Origin of the sequence: Prevotella aurantiaca (assembly GCF_015262605.1) — a bacterium.
GTDB classification, from domain to species: domain Bacteria; phylum Bacteroidota; class Bacteroidia; order Bacteroidales; family Bacteroidaceae; genus Prevotella; species Prevotella aurantiaca.
This window is the reverse complement of record NZ_JABZSJ010000019.1, coordinates 23,038-39,082: the sequence shown is the minus strand read 5'-3', so window position 1 is coordinate 39,082 and position 16,045 is coordinate 23,038. Positions and strand designations below refer to the sequence as shown.

At 33.6% G+C, this 16,045-nt stretch carries 14 protein-coding genes; 8 read left to right on the top strand and 6 right to left on the bottom strand.

The window, feature by feature from the left end; all coding sequences use genetic code 11:
• Nucleotides 1-161 precede the first annotated feature (161 nt).
• The 7 genes from HXN26_RS05020 to HXN26_RS04990 all read left to right on the top strand — a co-directional run bounded on the left by HXN26_RS05020 (nt 162) and on the right by HXN26_RS04990 (nt 7,596).
• Nucleotides 162-1,253, top strand: coding sequence for an aldose epimerase family protein (locus HXN26_RS05020; protein WP_025000273.1), 1,092 nt, complete (start codon nt 162-164; stop codon nt 1,251-1,253).
• A gap of 43 nt (nt 1,254-1,296) precedes the next feature.
• Nucleotides 1,297-2,580, top strand: coding sequence for an MFS transporter (locus HXN26_RS05015; RefSeq protein ID WP_273159250.1), 1,284 nt, complete (start codon nt 1,297-1,299; stop codon nt 2,578-2,580).
• 929 nt (nt 2,581-3,509) lie between these two features.
• The gene (locus tag HXN26_RS05010) at nt 3,510-4,580 is read left to right on the top strand and encodes an agmatine deiminase family protein (RefSeq protein WP_273159248.1); all 1,071 of its coding nucleotides are present in this window, start codon (nt 3,510-3,512) and stop codon (nt 4,578-4,580) included.
• Between the two features lie 47 nt (nt 4,581-4,627).
• Complete coding sequence (locus tag HXN26_RS05005) at nt 4,628-5,512, top strand: carbon-nitrogen hydrolase (protein WP_273159247.1); 885 nt, start codon at nt 4,628-4,630, stop codon at nt 5,510-5,512.
• Between the two features lie 11 nt (nt 5,513-5,523).
• Nucleotides 5,524-6,024, top strand: coding sequence for a hypothetical protein (locus HXN26_RS05000; protein WP_025000277.1), 501 nt, complete (start codon nt 5,524-5,526; stop codon nt 6,022-6,024).
• A 4-nt stretch (nt 6,025-6,028) separates the two neighbouring features.
• Complete coding sequence (locus HXN26_RS04995; protein WP_273159244.1) at nt 6,029-6,610, top strand: sugar O-acetyltransferase; 582 nt, start codon at nt 6,029-6,031, stop codon at nt 6,608-6,610.
• 86 nt (nt 6,611-6,696) lie between these two features.
• A complete protein-coding gene (locus tag HXN26_RS04990; protein ID WP_273159242.1) occupies nt 6,697-7,596 on the top strand; it encodes an RluA family pseudouridine synthase in 900 nt (299 codons plus the stop codon).
• Between the two features lie 248 nt (nt 7,597-7,844).
• On the opposite strand, the gene HXN26_RS04985 is transcribed toward HXN26_RS04990, so the two are convergent.
• The 6 genes from HXN26_RS04985 to uvrB form a co-directional block, all read right to left on the bottom strand.
• Nucleotides 7,845-8,312 (bottom strand): nucleoside deaminase, encoded by a 468-nt coding sequence (locus HXN26_RS04985; protein ID WP_273159240.1) that lies wholly within the window; start codon nt 8,310-8,312, stop codon nt 7,845-7,847.
• Between the two features lie 35 nt (nt 8,313-8,347).
• A complete protein-coding gene (locus tag HXN26_RS04980) occupies nt 8,348-9,007 on the bottom strand; it encodes an HD domain-containing protein (protein WP_025001507.1) in 660 nt (219 codons plus the stop codon).
• A gap of 4 nt (nt 9,008-9,011) precedes the next feature.
• Nucleotides 9,012-9,971, bottom strand: a complete 960-nt coding sequence (menA, locus tag HXN26_RS04975; RefSeq protein ID WP_273159238.1) for a 1,4-dihydroxy-2-naphthoate octaprenyltransferase — start codon at nt 9,969-9,971, stop codon at nt 9,012-9,014.
• A 14-nt stretch (nt 9,972-9,985) separates the two neighbouring features.
• Nucleotides 9,986-12,361 (bottom strand): putative porin, encoded by a 2,376-nt coding sequence (locus tag HXN26_RS04970; RefSeq protein ID WP_273159236.1) that lies wholly within the window; start codon nt 12,359-12,361, stop codon nt 9,986-9,988.
• A complete protein-coding gene (locus tag HXN26_RS04965) occupies nt 12,358-12,597 on the bottom strand; it encodes a hypothetical protein (RefSeq protein ID WP_025001504.1) in 240 nt (79 codons plus the stop codon). Before HXN26_RS04965 ends, HXN26_RS04970 begins: the two co-directional genes overlap by 4 nt.
• Before the next feature lie 422 nt (nt 12,598-13,019).
• Nucleotides 13,020-15,065 (bottom strand): excinuclease ABC subunit UvrB, encoded by a 2,046-nt coding sequence (gene uvrB / locus HXN26_RS04960; RefSeq protein WP_273159233.1) that lies wholly within the window; start codon nt 15,063-15,065, stop codon nt 13,020-13,022.
• Between the two features lie 126 nt (nt 15,066-15,191).
• Here uvrB and HXN26_RS04955 point away from each other — a divergent pair, with 126 nt between their 5' ends.
• Complete coding sequence (locus tag HXN26_RS04955; RefSeq protein WP_025001502.1) at nt 15,192-16,025, top strand: outer membrane protein assembly factor BamD; 834 nt, start codon at nt 15,192-15,194, stop codon at nt 16,023-16,025.
• The last annotated feature ends 20 nt before the right edge of the window (nt 16,026-16,045 follow it).

Below are 16,045 nucleotides of genomic sequence, written 5' to 3'. Positions count from 1 at the left end.
AAGGTAAAGGAAGAATAAAAAGAGGATGTATCAATTTTGACACACCCTCTTTTAATTGTTTTTAACACACAGTTATCCCCCTTTTATTTTAAAATAGTTTGTGATATCGGTTATTTTTGTTTCCTTTGCAATATAGACATTATAACTAAGATCAGAGCGACATGGTAAATGCCGAAGAGACACAATATGTGTGTGGTCTGAAAAAAGAAGATTTCCAGACTACGATAGACGGTAAGAGAACAGACCTCTATATACTTAAAAATGCAAAAGGTAACGAAATAGCTTTCACTAATTATGGTGGTGCAATAGTTGCTATTATGGTACCTGACAAAGAAGGGAATTTGGCAAATATCATTCAAGGACATGATAATATTCAAGATGTTATCAATTCTCCAGAGCCTTATCTTTCAACACTCGTTGGTCGCTATAGCAATCGTATTGCTAAAGGACATTTCCAATTAGATGGAAAAGAATACAATATTGCTATTAACAATGGACCAAACTCATTGCATGGAGGAAAGAAAGGATTTAATACTAAAGTCTGGAATGCAGTACAGGTAAATGAACATGCCGTAGTACTAAAATATACATCTCCATACGGAGAAGAAGGCTTTACTGGTGAAGTAGAAGTCTGGGTTGCATATTCATTTACTGATAATGACGAACTTATTATAAAGTATTCAGCAAAAACCAATAAGAAAACAATAATAAATCTTACTAGTCACGGATATTTCTCGTTGGCTGGTATTGCTAATCCGACTCCAAGTATTGAAGAACTAGAATGTCAAATCAATGCCAATTTTTATATTCCTATTGATGAGACATCTATTCCAACAGGTGAGATTCTAAAAGTAGCTGGTACGCCCTTTGATTTTCGTCAACCTAAATTAGTTGGTCAAGATATAGATGCTGATAATGAACAGATAAAGAATGGTACTGGTTATGACCATTGTTTCGTACTGAATAAAAAAGAAGAAGGCGAATTATCATTTGCAGCACGTATAAAAGACCCTAAGAGCGGTAGAACAATGGAAGTATATACTACCGAACCAGGACTTCAAGTTTATACAGATAATTGGGCAGATGGTTATAAAGGACAACATGGAGCAACTTTCCCACGTCGTAGTGCTATCTGTTTTGAAGCACAACATTTTCCTGACAGTCCTAATCGTTCTTATTTCCCTTCTGTAATTTTAGAACCAAGTAAGGAATATAAGCAAAAAACTATCTATAAGTTCGGTGTTGAAAAATAAAGGAAAAATATAAGATTAATTAATAAAACAGAAATTTATAACAATGGAAAATCAAACTAATAAAAGAGGAGCAATAGTGGCCATTATCACCATGGTATTTCTATTTGCTATGATCGCATTCGTAACAAATATGGCAGCGCCATTTGGAACTATTTGGAAGGAACATTATGAATGGGCAGGCATGATGGGTAACATGATGAACTTTGTTGCTTATTTTTTTATGGGTATTCCAGCTGGTATGATGATTACAAAATATGGATATAAAAAAACTGCTCTTGTGGCTTTAGCTTTAGGATTGATAGGTATAGGAATACAATATATATCAAGCAATATGGATGGAAATTCCTTATTTACATATATTGTTTATCTTTTCGGTGCATTCGTATGTGGTTTCTGTGTTTGTATTCTTAATACTGTTGTGAACCCTATGTTGAATCTTCTTGGTGGAGGAGGAAATCGCGGTAACCAACTTATACAAACAGGAGGTTCATTAAACTCTCTTGCAGCGACATTGACTCCAATTCTCACTGGTTCTATGATAGGTCAAATAACAAAGCAAACATCACTAAAAGTTGTTACACCTTTACTGCTTATTGCGTTGGCAATTTTTGCTTTCTCGTTCTGTATAGTTTGGTTTACGAAGCTTACAGAACCAGAAACAGAAAAGTCTGATGTTTTAGGTGGTATTAAAGAAGCATTAGGTTATCGTCAATTGAAACTAGGTATCATTGCAATATTCTTCTATGTAGGAATTGAAGTAGGTATTCCTAGCAAACTCATGTTTTATCTAAGTGAGCCTATTTCAAAAGGTGGCATACTTGGAAGTGCTGCTGTAGGTGGCCTTATTTCAGGTTTTTACTGGTTGTTAATGCTTGTAGGACGTTTTGTTAGTGCCTTTATCAGTGGTAAAGTTTCATCTCGTTCACAGCTTACTGCTACATCAGTCATTGCTATTTCATTATTACTTGTCGCTATCTTTATGCCTGAAACAAGTAAAATGAATCTTATGATTCCTGATATTTCTAATTGGAGACTAATTAATGCAGAAGTTCCAGTCAATGTTGTTTTCATTGTTCTATGCGGTCTATGCACTTCCGTTATGTGGGGGGTAATATACAATCTTGCAACAGAAGGTCTTGGTAAATATACAGCAGCTGCCTCTGGCTTGTTTATGACTATGGTTTTTGGTGGTGGAGTTATGCCATTTATTCAAGATTTAACTGCAACTAAAATTGGCGATATTAATAGTTATTGGTTGGTAGTTGCCATGCTTGGATATTTGCTTTTCTATGCTTTAGTCGGTTCAAGACCATCTAAAAACGAGTAAACATCATTATTATAGAGGGTGTGTCAAAATGAAAATGCCATTTTGATAACCTTACAGTTTGAAACAATTCATTTAAAAAGACCATTTCTGTACTCGATTTTGAGTAAAGAAATGGTCTTTTTTTGCCTTTAGAAGAACCCTACTTATAGATTGAAAGTTGTCAAGTTATTAATTTGCATTTTGACACACCCTCTTGTGTGTGTAAGAATTTTCTTATCTTTATTCTAAATAAACTAATATAATATGAGATGAAGACTCTCTTTTGTCAATCTTTAGTGTTAATTTCTGTTTATAAGTGTTTATATTAAAAATCCGGCTAGTATTTTTAAAATAGAATCGTGAAACTGTAAAAGAGCAGTAATCTTTTAAAGAAAATACTTTCAAATGTCAAAACCGTCTGTTTGTAATGACAAAGCAGATGGTTTTATATTATAAAAATGCTGGCTTTTCATTATAAAACAGAGGTTTTATATTATTATTTTCGCTTAATGGCACTACCTTTTTTAGTGTTTTTAGCAATAAATTCTAGATTTTTTATTGCACAAATTATATTTGTTCAGTTGTAATTATCTAGCAATTAGACTAATATTATTGCACATGAATAGAGTGGTTATTTCCTAACAAATATTTTATCATTGCTAAAAAACGTCTTCTTGTCATTGTTTAACGCTATATTTTTAACATACTTGCATCTAAAAGGCACGATATTAACATTTATCAACACACTTCATTAATCAAAAAACATACCAGCATATTTAATAGTATATCTATATTCATTTTGTCGTACTTTAAAAAAGCCATATCTGTGAATAAAATATATGAAAAAACTTGTTCACGATTTTATGTTGTTGTATCTTTGCAGTAAACGAGTCGCTTATTTGATTTAACAATGGCGTGAATCGGTTTTGGTTAATAACTTTTATAAAAGAGTGAACAAATTGAACAAGTATTCTTTTAGACTTCCTGCAGAGTGGGAAAAGCAAAGTGGCATAATGCTAATATGGCCACATAAGGAAACAGATTGGCAACCCTATTTGAAAGAAATTACAACAACTTATCTTGAACTCGCAGAGATTATAACACGTTACGAGAAGTTGTTGGTTGTAGCACAATATTTAGAGGAAGTTAAAAAACTACTTGCAAGACATTTAAAGGCAGACCAATTCCAGCGGATAATATTTCGTCAATGTGAAAATAATGACACATGGGCAAGAGATGTTGCACCTATTACCTTACTTCCTATATCTGACAATGGGGAAACAAAAAATGGACCTCATCTATTGGACTTCTGTTTTAATGGATGGGGAGAGAAGTTTCAATCGGATAAAGACAACCTCATTAACAGACAACTCTACTTTATGGGAACTTTCGACGGTGTTTTGGAAAATCATAAAGCCTTTGTTTTGGAAGGAGGTTCAATAGAAAGCGATGGTAAACATACTTTGTTTACGACAACCTTGTGTCTTAATGCACCATACAGAAATCAACCTTTAACTCAAGAAGACATAGAAAAGCGATTGCTAGAAATATTTCCCGATATGCAACGAGTTGTTTGGATTGAGCACGGAGAGTTAGAAGGCGACGATACAGATGGGCACATAGATACCATCTTCAGATGTGCACCTAACGACACATTGCTTTATATTGGTACTGATAATATCAATGATACTCACTATCATGATTTAAAAGCACTTGATGAACAGGCTAAATCACTAAGAACTTTAAATGGAAAACCTTATCGCTTGTATAAGTTACCATTACCTGAAGCTATTTATGATGAAGGTGAAAGATTACCTGCTACATATGCAAATTTCTTAATTCTTAATGGTGCTGTAATTGTTCCGACTTACAATCAACCAGAAAACGATAAGCAGGCTTTAGATATTATACAATTAGCTTTCCCAAATTATGATATTATTGGAGTTGATTCACAAATAATTATACGTCAACACGGTTCTATTCATTGCCTGACAATGCAGTTCCCTGAAGGTGTACTATAAAAGATAAGTTTAATTTCTACATTATTTAAACCTCTAAATGGTAATTTATGAGAGAATTGAAAATAGGAATGTTACAGTTGCATAATACAGCTGATACAGATAAAAATATAGAAAATCTTATTGAAGGTATTAAAGATTTAGCAAAACGTGGTGCTGAACTTGTTGTTTTACAAGAACTACATAATTCACTCTACTTCTGTCAAGTAGAAGATGTGAATAACTTTAATCTTGCTGAGCCTATTCCTGGCCCATCAACAGAGATTTTTGGTGCAATAGCAAAACAATGTGGTATAGTACTTGTAACTTCTTTGTTTGAAAAACGTGCAGCTGGATTATATCATAACACAGCAGTCGTATTTGAGAAAGATGGCTCAATAGCAGGTAAATACAGAAAGATGCACATCCCTGATGACCCTGCTTATTACGAAAAATTCTACTTTACTCCTGGTGATATTGGTTTTAAACCTATTCAAACGAGTGTAGGACGCTTGGGAGTGCTTATTTGTTGGGATCAATGGTATCCAGAAGCAGCAAGACTAATGGCATTACAAGGAGCTGAAATATTGATTTATCCTACAGCTATTGGCTATGAAAGTAGTGATAGCAAAGAAGAACAACAGCGCCAACGTAAAGCATGGACAACTGTAATGCGTGGTCATGCTGTGGCAAATGGTTTATCAGTTGTGGCTGTAAATAGAGTAGGGCACGAACCTGATCCAAGCCAACAAACTAATGGTATTCTATTTTGGGGCAGTAGTTTTGTAGCTGGTCCTCAAGGAGAACTTCAATATCAAGCGTGTACTGATGATGAAGAAAGTATTATCGTAAATATAGACCTTGAGCGAAGCGAAAATGTACGACGCTGGTGGCCATTCCTTCGTGATAGACGTATAGACAATTATGGCGATATAATAAGGCGTTTTATCGATTAAGATTATAACGAATGAAAACGATAAGGAAAGCAACCTTAGCCGATTTGCCTGTTACTCTATCAATAATACAATATGGTAGAGAAAAAATGATTGCCTCAGGTAACTTGAATCAATGGGGAAATACACACCCTTCAAATGAACAAATTAAGACAGATATTGTAGATGGAAATAGTTATCTTATTCTGTCAGAAGATACTTCTCCTATTGCTACCTTTGCGTTTATTCAAGGAATTGATTCAACCTACCTAAAAATAGAAGGAGAAGGATGGTTGAACAACAAACCTTATGGTACAATTCATCGCATTGCATCTGTTCCAAATGTACATGGTATTCTTTCAACAGCCATAGAATATTGCTTTAAGAAAGTAAAAGACCTTAGAATAGATACTCACAAAGAAAATGTTATCATGCGTAACGGACTGAAGAAATTAGGGTTTACGTATTGTGGTATCATATATTTGGAGAATGGTGACCCGCGATTAGCTTTCCAAAAAACTATTGACGATAAATAAGTATATGACAGAAAAAGAGAAAATGGGAAAAGGAATGCCTTATTATGCATTAGACCCTGAATTATTGAAAGAACTTGGTATTTGTCAAGAGGAGTGTTATAATCTTAACCTACTTCCACCTTCTAAACATAAAGAACGTACTTTACGGTTGCGAAAGTTGTTGGGTAAAACTGGTAATGAATTTAAAATAATAGCTCCTTTCTTTTGTGATTATGGTCACAATATACAAATTGGTGAAAAGTTCTTTGCCAATACTAACCTTGTTATATTAGATGAAGCGAAAGTAATTTTTGGAAATAATGTTTACATTGCCCCAAATTGTTCCTTTTACACTGTTGGACATCCAACTAATCCACAAGAAAGAAATAAAGATATTGAATATGCTTATCCGATAGTAGTAGGCAATAATGTCTGGTTTGGTGGAAATGTCGTGGTTCTTCCTGGTGTTGCTATTGGTAATAATGTAACCATTGGTGCTGGATCCGTTGTAACAAAGGATATTCCAGATAATGTTGTTGCTGTAGGAAATCCTTGTAAGGTTATAAAGTTTATAGAGATAGAAAACGAAAATAATAGTAAGGATTAACCTTAGAAGCAGTTGTGTTTCTGCATTATTTTATCTTCTCTAACGACTACTAATATAAGAAACGAAACATTGAATCTTTGTATAGAATGAGGAAAGATAATTCATATAAGAAGAAAGAGAAGTATGTTCAAATGAATGTACAAGATGATGCTCCTTTATTGGAGTGGTTATTAGTAAATGTTAAGCAAAGTAAGTCGAAAATTAAGGCGACATTACAAAATCGTGGTATTAAAGTTAATAACAGAACTGTCACGCAATTTGATTTTGCTTTGCATAAAGATGACAAAATATCTATCAGCACAAGTAAAAAGAATGACCAATTTCAAAGCAAGCATGTAAAATTAGTTTATGAAGATAGATATTTAGTGGTAGTAGAGAAAGCTCATGGCATACTATCAATGGGTGTTGGACAATCATCTTTAAATGTAAAGACAATACTTGATGGTTATTTCAAGCGAACTCGACAGAAATGTAATGCCCATGTTGTACATCGCTTAGATCGTGAGACATCGGGACTCCTAATTTATGCAAAAGATATGGAAACTCGTAAACAACTTGAGTATGAGTGGCATAATATTGTTTACGATAGACGCTATATTGCTGTTCTTAGCGGTAAAATAGAAGAGGAAGGTGGAACTATAGCTAACTGGTTAAAGGATAATAAGTTGTATGTTACATATAGTTCACCTATTGATAATGGGGGAAGATATGCTGTTACACACTTTCATGTATTAAAAACAACAGATACTCATTCATTAGTTGAATTTAAGCTGGAAACAGGACGTAAAAATCAAATACGTGTTCATGCTGCTGACATTAACCACCCTGTATGTGGAGATACAAAATATGGCAATGGAGATGACCCGTTAAAACGTTTATGTTTACATGCATATATCCTTTGTTTCTATCATCCAGTAACACATCAACGTATGGAGTTTAGTACACAAATGCCAACAGGTTTTAAACGAATTTTTGGAAAGGACTAAGAAAATGGAAAATATTGGAAATTATTTAGGAGTTATTCTTTGTTTTATTGCTTGTATTTTTGTTGTTAAGAAAGTTACAAGCTGTATTTTAAAAATCATTTTTGGCCTTTTGCTCATTTTCGTAGCGTGTTGGCTTTTAAATGTTTTTGGTATATAAACAAACTAAAAATCCAAAGTTGCTTGCTTAGTTAAAAGCATTGCAACTTTATACAAACTATTTTTTCTTAAACTTTAATACCATTATATCATTAGTATTCGCTTTTATCGTCTTTTAACGTCCACATTTTAAAGGCATTTTTAGCCTCGTAGCGTAACAAAATTTCTGATGGCTTTTTGCGGTATTGTGGTTCTAAAGCTATTTCTTCATAGATAAAATCATCGTCAAAACCTATTTTTCCTGCATCTTTGCGATCGTTTGCATAGTAAATTTTATCAAGATGAGCCCAATAAATAGCACCTAAACACATTGGACAAGGCTCGCACGAGGTGTATATAACACAACCAGAGAGATCAAAAGTGTTTAGCTTTTGACATGCTTTGCGTATTGTACAGACTTCTGCATGGGCAGTTGGATCATTATCAATTGTAACTTTATTGCTTCCTTCTGCAACTATTTCACCATTTTTGGCGATAACAGCTCCAAAAGGTCCGCCACCATTTCGTACGCTATTCTCTGATAATTCGATGGCTCTTCGCATTAGTTCTTCATTCATCATTTTACTTTTTATGCTTGATAAATACAAGTCAATATCTATTTTCTACTCTTTTTATTTTTCTGAATTTCAAATATTTCGTTATATAGTTTTTCGAAGACTGTCCTCAATTCAGTTGGTTGTTCCAATAATTTGCGTATATCTTCTAACTTCTTTGCATTGGGTGAGTTTGGTATCCATAAACGCAGATAACCTGTTCTTCCATATTTCTCATTAACATGATTATAAAAACGAGTCCATTGTTCTTCTTTATTTTTATCTGGATAGTTTTCTAAACCATATAAAACAGTACGCGAAAATACAATTTCTGGGTCTAATTCTCTGTCTGCTTCAGCAACGATCTTTCCATAAATACTTCGAGGTACTCGAGAACTGCTCGCACGATGGTCTTCAACCGCCTCCTTCATAATACGTATTTGTTTTGGTGAAAACCATTTCTTAAGTCTTGCATCTGTTATTAAAATCTTACCACTTGTTATATGGTGAACAGCTCGAGGTCCTTCCATACCAAGATCATGATAAGCCGCTGAAACATATACCATATTGGAATCAGCTCCTGTTGAAGAAACAAGAGCAAGTGCATTTTTAATTACTCGCTGTACATGGCCAATTCCATGCGATTTACCAAATGCATTATATCGTGGCAATATTTGTTGTTCAACAAATTCCATTAGGTCTAAATCAACTCTGTTATCCATATTTTTACTTTATAAGCAGTATTCCTATCGTCGTTAAGACTCCGTAAACTAATATATTGCGAGCTGTTAGCCCTAATACTTTATTCAATTCCTTGCCTTTTTTTATTTTTTTCATTTCTTTCCATGTTTTGATATGGAGTAATGTATATATGAAAAGCAAAGAGATACTAAGAATATTCATTGTGTCAGCAGTGAAAAAGAAAACTATTGCCATTAGACATACGCCCAATGCGCCTAACAAAAAATACAAATCTTCAGCTTTCTTTTCACCTATACGGACAATAAGAGTATTTTTATTTGCTTGTTTATCGTTATCACGATCACGATAGTTATTGACGACAAGTAAAGTATCTATGATAAAACCACAAGCAATAGAAGCTATAAAAACTTGCCAGGTAATGTTGTTTATATTACCTTCAGGCAATATTACATAATATGTCAAACAAACGGGAACAATGCCAAAGAAGATTAACACAAGCAGGTCACCTAAACCTAGATAAGATAATTTTGTTGTATAAAGAAAGCAAAATACGACACAAAACAATCCGATAATAATCATTTCCCAACCTCCATAATATATGAGAGGCAAACCAACTATACACGCTAACACTGTTGTTATTAAAATTCCTTTACGCATAGCAGGTAGTGTAATCCAACCTTCGCTACAAGCACGACTTGGTCCAAGGCGTGTTTCACTTTTGTCATTGCCTTTCAAACAATCATAATAATCGTTTACAAAGTTGGCATCTATTTGCATAATATACGCAAATAGCACAGAAAGAACAGCAGGAAGAATTCGAAATTGAGACCAACCAACATTGAAAAAAGCAAAAGCAATACCTATCATAACAGGAACACTCGCTCCAGTGAGCGTCTTAGGACGTGCTGCTAGTATCCAGGCATTAAGCGAGTTTACCTTAACATCAGCCTCCATTTTTGTTAGAATGTCTTTCTTTATATTCATTTATATCTAACCGATTAGTTAAAGAAATTCCAACTTAAACCAAATCGTACAATACGTTGATTGAGTGGATAATGAGGAGTAAAAAAGTAATTTCCACCATCACCACTATTTAGATGCGATAGCATAATAAAGAAACGCGTGTTCTGCAATTTAAAGTTTGCATATGCATTAAGAATAGGATAGTTACCTATCTCTGTTCGACTTGCTTCTGTTTCTTGAATTCCGAAAGCACCGATGCCCGGAATATATTCAGGAGCATAATATTTGGTAAAGTATCTTACATCAACACCAAGATCACAATTCAACACTCTAGCAATTGTAAACCTTACGAATAAATTGCTATAAATATTAAGAGTTGGTGTAGGGAGTACAGTTTCATTGTTTGACTTTTGGAATGTAATTAAATTTTGCCAATTAAAAATTCCAAATTTAAAATCCTGTTGTAATTGAAGCGTCAATAAGCTAATAGCACCACTATTTTGCCTAACATTAACTTGATTGTCTTTTACCAGATAATTGTTACCATATGCAGTTCGATCATTTTTCAAACCAAAGTATGTATAGTTCTTTAATACATCATACCCAACTCGTAACTTTGTCATTATCTTTTTTAAAGCAAATACACCTAATAAACGAGAATGAATTTGTTTATCAAGATTGTTGTCCCACCAAAAATGGCGTGAACGGAAAGTATTCATATAAAAACTAGGAGCTGTACGATGAAAAAATGCTGTAGCAACAAACTGCACAGTATCGCCTAAAAGTGGGAATTTTAAATCTGCATTGGCATCTATATGAAGTTGACCAGCTTTATCACCTGCAACCCATGCTTCAGCACTTACATCATAATGTAAAGTTTTACCATTAGCTTTTAGTAACTGACTACCTACCGAAATATCATTCTTATTTGTTTTTTCAAAACCTCCAAACAAAGGATTACTTGACGTTCCAGCTGATGCTGTTAGTAATGTCGGCAACTCGTAATGCCTTAATTCATGAGATACAAATGCTTTTAATCCAGCTTTTGCCCATTTATTAAATCCTTCTAATAAAGCAATTGCAAAAGTATTTTTTAATGACCAATGCTTTGTCTGATCATAAATAGAATCACTTGCCGTTGCATTTTTGTAATAATAGTTATTTAAATAAAATGAGTTTGGAGTTTCATAAGCTTGATAAATTCTTCTATAATTATCAAAACTTGCCGTATGGATAAAACTTGTTACAGGAACATACTCGTCTTTCATCCATTCAATCTCAGTTTTATTATCAGATACTTGCTTTTGTTTCAAGTCTGTTATAGTTATTGAATCTTGCAGTTCACCTTTATTGGACAAGTCTATTGAAACAAGTTTTTTATTATCTATACTAGAATTATTTTTCTTATTCTTCTCCTTTAAGCGTTTACTATATTCTTCTTCATCAAATTCTTCTCCCAACTCTTGTGCCTCTTTCATTGCTGATTGGCGTGCTTTATCTTCTTCTTGACTTTGCATCGATTTCATTGCAAATTTCCTAGCCTCTATTTCTTCCTTTGTCATTGCCACCTTTCTGAAAAAGCCCAAACTATATCTATGGTTGAAGAAGATATGTTGGTTGTCATTTCTATTCCAGTTTTTTTGAAGAATTGTCGGGATTTCATTCGTTTCAAACGCCTCACTAAATATCTCTGGATGAGTGATATATGCATCATTGGCAATTCCTCCATTTTCAGAAACTTTCTGATGATTGAGCGAAAATAGAAAATTTGTTTGGTATTTTTCCCCAGTATAGGTACTCCAAAACGAATAATTTATGTGAGATGTACTTTGATAACTATAATAACCTCGCCCATAAATATAATCAAACTTAAAACCGAACCCCCATGCTTTACCTGCATTTACTGCAAATAAAGCTCTAAATTGGTCTTCACCATTAGTTCGATCTCCTGCAGTACTATACGAAAGATTGGTTATTGGAGACAATGTTGATGTGAAATGAAAATTCGATGGCTGTATAATAAACTTATCATAGGGAGCAAGAAAGAAGAATTCAGGAATTTCCACTCTATCTATAAAAATACGATTCTGACGTGGCGAGCCTAAGTTTCCTAATGAATTGAACTCTCCACGCAATCCTGTTGTGAAGAAAGTGTTCATGAACATATTTGAGATAGTGTCTGGTTGAGCAGCCTTTCTATCTCCAAAACGTTCGTCAATTGTCCATACTTTTAAACCGCGGGGAATTTCTTTATGTTGGCTCTGTATTGAATCAGAAACTCCAAAGTTTTTATCGCGCTTGAAATTATCGGCGGTAAATGTACCATCGTCTGTAATTTCATCATAGTCTTGTGCATTAGAAAGCAGAGAAACCATGAAAAAACTAATAAACAGAATAAAATATCGCTTCATTGATGAAATAATCGTAATGCAGCTTCAGCAAATTTAAATACCATAGAAATCAAAATAATGATAATTCCAATAGTCGGTTCTGCTAAAGTTAAATAAAGAATTAAACCAATTAAGGCACCTATCATAAAAATGATATTAAGCCACTGTCGTAGTGAAGATACACGAGGTTTATTTTCTCTTAGTGTACGTCTATTATGGGGGGGACGTACTATACTATTTCCATTTTCTTCTGTCATAATGCCTATTGTTATTATTCAATTACTCTATTAATCTTTTCTTATTTGTTATTAAAAGAAAGTTATAAAGTGAAGAATTTCTATTCGAAAGCATATCCGCTTTATTAATTTATTTTATAGAGCAAAGTTATAAAAAAATACTTGATTGTAGGATGCTTATTTTTTTTTTAACGTTCATTTGGAGTTTCAGGTACGATTTTCTACTTACTGATGTGTAACAAAGATTAGATATTTAGTCGTCCCTTAAAAACGATAAATTATTCTTTTACTTAATAAAAACACCTGTTTTGTTTGTAAAATTAGTGTATCAAGAATCGGAAATAACGATCGTTCTTTAACCCTGTTACTTTTTCAAGTCGAGATGATTTTCAGCTGTTGATTTATATAATGAGAGGAGCTTACATTTAGATTAATAGTTTCTTTTATACCGTCTTTTGTTCTAATTCAGCTTGTAAACGCAATATTTCATCTCGGTACTGAGCAGCTTGTAGAAAATCAAGGTTTTTAGCAGCTTCTTTCATCATAGCTGTTGTATTTTGAATACTCTTTTCAAGCTGTTTTCTTGTCATTTTCATGACTATTGGGTCAGCAACCAATGCTGTTTCTTCTTGTAGTATACTATATATCTTTGGTTTCTTTTTAACATTTAAAACATTTGCGACCATATTTGTGTCTCCAATAGGCAATGTTTCTTTTATTGAACGTTTAATCTGTGTTGGTGTAATATGATTTAATTCATTATACTTTAATTGCTTTTCACGTCTACGTAATGTTTCATCAATAGTCTTCTGCATACTGTCTGTTATCGTATCAGCATACATAATGACCTTTCCATTAACATTGCGAGCTGCTCTACCTGCTGTCTGTGTAAGACTTCTATGACTACGTAAAAAACCTTCTTTGTCAGCATCAAGTATAGCAACCAATGAAACTTCAGGCAAATCTAATCCTTCACGTAAAAGATTTACTCCAACAAGCACATCATAAATACCATTACGCAAGTCGTTTATAATTTTTATTCTATCTAAGCTTGCAACATTGCTATGAATATATGCAGCTCTTACTTCATGATTTAAAAGATACTCAGTTAACTCTTCTGCCATACGCTTTGTAAGCGTTGTAACTAAAATTCGCTCATCTTTTTCAGATCTCACCAGAATCTCTTCCATTAAGTTGTCAATTTGATTTTCTGATGGGCGAACCTCTATTTCAGGGTCAAGTAAACCAGTTGGTCGTATAAGCTGTTCTACCACCACACCCTCTGCCTCTTCTAATTCAAAGTTTGCAGGTGTAGCTGACACATATATGATTTGTTTTATAAGATTATGAAATTCCTCAAATTTCAGTGGTCGGTTATCAAAAGCCGCTGGTAAACGAAAGCCAAATTCTACAAGATTTTTCTTCCTTGCTCTATCACCACCATACATTGCCGAAATCTGTGGGACACTTACGTGACTTTCATCAATGATAATAAGATTATCTTCAAGAAAAAAATCCAAGAGGCAATAAGGTCGTTGACCAGGTTCTCTTCCATCGAAATATCGAGAATAGTTTTCTATACCTGAGCAATGACCTAACTCTTTTATCATCTCAATATCATATTCAACACGTTCTTTAATGCGTTGTGCTTTAACACTATCCCCAATTTCATTAAAGAAATCAATCTGTATAGTTAAGTCATCTTGAATCTGCCGAATTGCATTTTCTGTTTGTTCCTTTGAAGTTACAAAAAGATTAGCAGGATAGATCTCAAATTCTTCGAAAGAACCTAAACGATGATATGAAATAGAATCAACTTCTTCAATAGCATCTATTTCATCGTCCCACCATGTAACTCTTAGTATATTATCGCTATAGGCCATTGCAACATCTACAGTATCGCCCTTTACACGAAAATTACCACGCTGCAAATCAATGTCATTCCTAACGTATAATGCATTTACAAGACTTCTTAAAAAAATATTGCGATCAAGAATTTGTCCTTTTTTAATCCTTATTACATTGTCTTTCATGGCAACAGGGCCTCCCATACCATATATACAAGATACTGAAGATATGACAATAACATCTTTTCTGCCTGACAATAATGAAGAAACTGCTGAAAGACGTAACTTATCTATTTCATCATTTATAGCTAAATCTTTTTCTATATAGGTATCAGTTGAAGGCATATAAGCTTCTGGTTGATAATAATCGTAATAAGAAACATAAAATTCCACTGCATTTTGTGGAAAGAAACCCTTCATCTCTTCATAAAGTTGTGCTGCTAAAGTTTTGTTATGCGATAGAATTAAAGTTGGTTTGTTAACATTGGCAATAACGTTTGCCATTGTAAATGTTTTACCAGATCCAGTTACACCTAATAGGACTTGGCTTTTATCGCCATGTTCTATTCCTTCAGTTAATTCCTTTATAGCCTCTGGTTGGTCACCAGTCGGTTTGTATTTTGATGTCAGTTTGAAGTTCATTGTTAAATACAAAGTTAATAAAAAACTACAGATAATTGCTATTAAATAGTGATTTTTTGCTAAAAATGTGCCAACGTCTTTGTTTATTATAGAATTATATGTAACTTTGCAATTCAAAGTGAATTTATGAAGAAGAATTTTTTCATTATATTTGTTCTGTCGCTTCTTTTAGTTAGTTGCGCGCAAGAATACAATCAAGTATACAAGAGCTCAGACTATACATATAAGTATGAGTATGCAAAGGAGTGTTACGCAAAAGGGAAATATAGTTTTGCTGTACCTTTACTTCAGGATTTAGTAACAATTCAGAAAGGTACCGACAATGCACAGGAGTGTCTCTATATGCTTGCAATGGCTGAGTATGGTATGCATGATTACGAAGCTGCTTCAGAAGCTTTTAAAAAATACTATCAGACTTATCCCAATGGTTATTATGCAGAAATGGCTTCTTTCTACATTGGGCAAAGTTTATATGAAGGGACCCCAGAAGCTCGTTTAGACCAAACGCCCACAGTTGCGGCAATTGCAGCATTTCAAGATTATTTGGATTTATATCCAAATGGAAAAATGAAAGGAACTGCACAACAACGATTATTTACTTTACAAGACAAACTAATTCGTAAAGAATATCTTAACGCAAAGTTGTATTACAACCTTGGTTCTTACTTTGGTAATTGTGGCAACGATGGTGGAAATAACTTTGAAGCTTGTATTGTTACAGCACAAAGTGCGTTAAACGATTATCCATATTCAGCACTCCGTGAAGAGTTTTCTATCTTAATTATGAAATGTAAGTATGAATTAGCTCAAATGAGTGTGGATGAAAAAAAACTACAACGTTTTCAAGATGCAGAGGATGAATGTTACGGATTTATTAACGAATATCCCGACTCTAAGGAACGTGCAAGTGCTGAAAAGTATATAGAAAAGTGCAAAGAATTTACTGCAAAAGCAAAATAGAAATATTAAAATAAGCATAA

What these genes read in the sequence shown, in the direction of transcription:
- uvrB (WP_273159233.1), bottom strand. Translation starts at nt 15,065, where the DNA reads ATGAACTTCAAACTGACATCAAAATACAAACCGACTGGTGACCAACCA.
- HXN26_RS04990 (WP_273159242.1), top strand. Translation starts at nt 6,697, where the DNA reads ATGAGGAAAGATAATTCATATAAGAAGAAAGAGAAGTATGTTCAAATG.
- HXN26_RS05000 (WP_025000277.1), top strand. Translation starts at nt 5,524, where the DNA reads ATGAAAACGATAAGGAAAGCAACCTTAGCCGATTTGCCTGTTACTCTA.
- HXN26_RS04970 (WP_273159236.1), bottom strand. Translation starts at nt 12,361, where the DNA reads ATGAAGCGATATTTTATTCTGTTTATTAGTTTTTTCATGGTTTCTCTG.
- HXN26_RS04955 (WP_025001502.1), top strand. Translation starts at nt 15,192, where the DNA reads ATGAAGAAGAATTTTTTCATTATATTTGTTCTGTCGCTTCTTTTAGTT.
- HXN26_RS05020 (WP_025000273.1), top strand. Translation starts at nt 162, where the DNA reads ATGGTAAATGCCGAAGAGACACAATATGTGTGTGGTCTGAAAAAAGAA.
- menA (WP_273159238.1), bottom strand. Translation starts at nt 9,971, where the DNA reads ATGAATATAAAGAAAGACATTCTAACAAAAATGGAGGCTGATGTTAAG.
- HXN26_RS05015 (WP_273159250.1), top strand. Translation starts at nt 1,297, where the DNA reads ATGGAAAATCAAACTAATAAAAGAGGAGCAATAGTGGCCATTATCACC.
- HXN26_RS04965 (WP_025001504.1), bottom strand. Translation starts at nt 12,597, where the DNA reads ATGACAGAAGAAAATGGAAATAGTATAGTACGTCCCCCCCATAATAGA.
- HXN26_RS05005 (WP_273159247.1), top strand. Translation starts at nt 4,628, where the DNA reads ATGAGAGAATTGAAAATAGGAATGTTACAGTTGCATAATACAGCTGAT.
- HXN26_RS04980 (WP_025001507.1), bottom strand. Translation starts at nt 9,007, where the DNA reads ATGGATAACAGAGTTGATTTAGACCTAATGGAATTTGTTGAACAACAA.
- HXN26_RS04985 (WP_273159240.1), bottom strand. Translation starts at nt 8,312, where the DNA reads ATGATGAATGAAGAACTAATGCGAAGAGCCATCGAATTATCAGAGAAT.
- HXN26_RS04995 (WP_273159244.1), top strand. Translation starts at nt 6,029, where the DNA reads ATGACAGAAAAAGAGAAAATGGGAAAAGGAATGCCTTATTATGCATTA.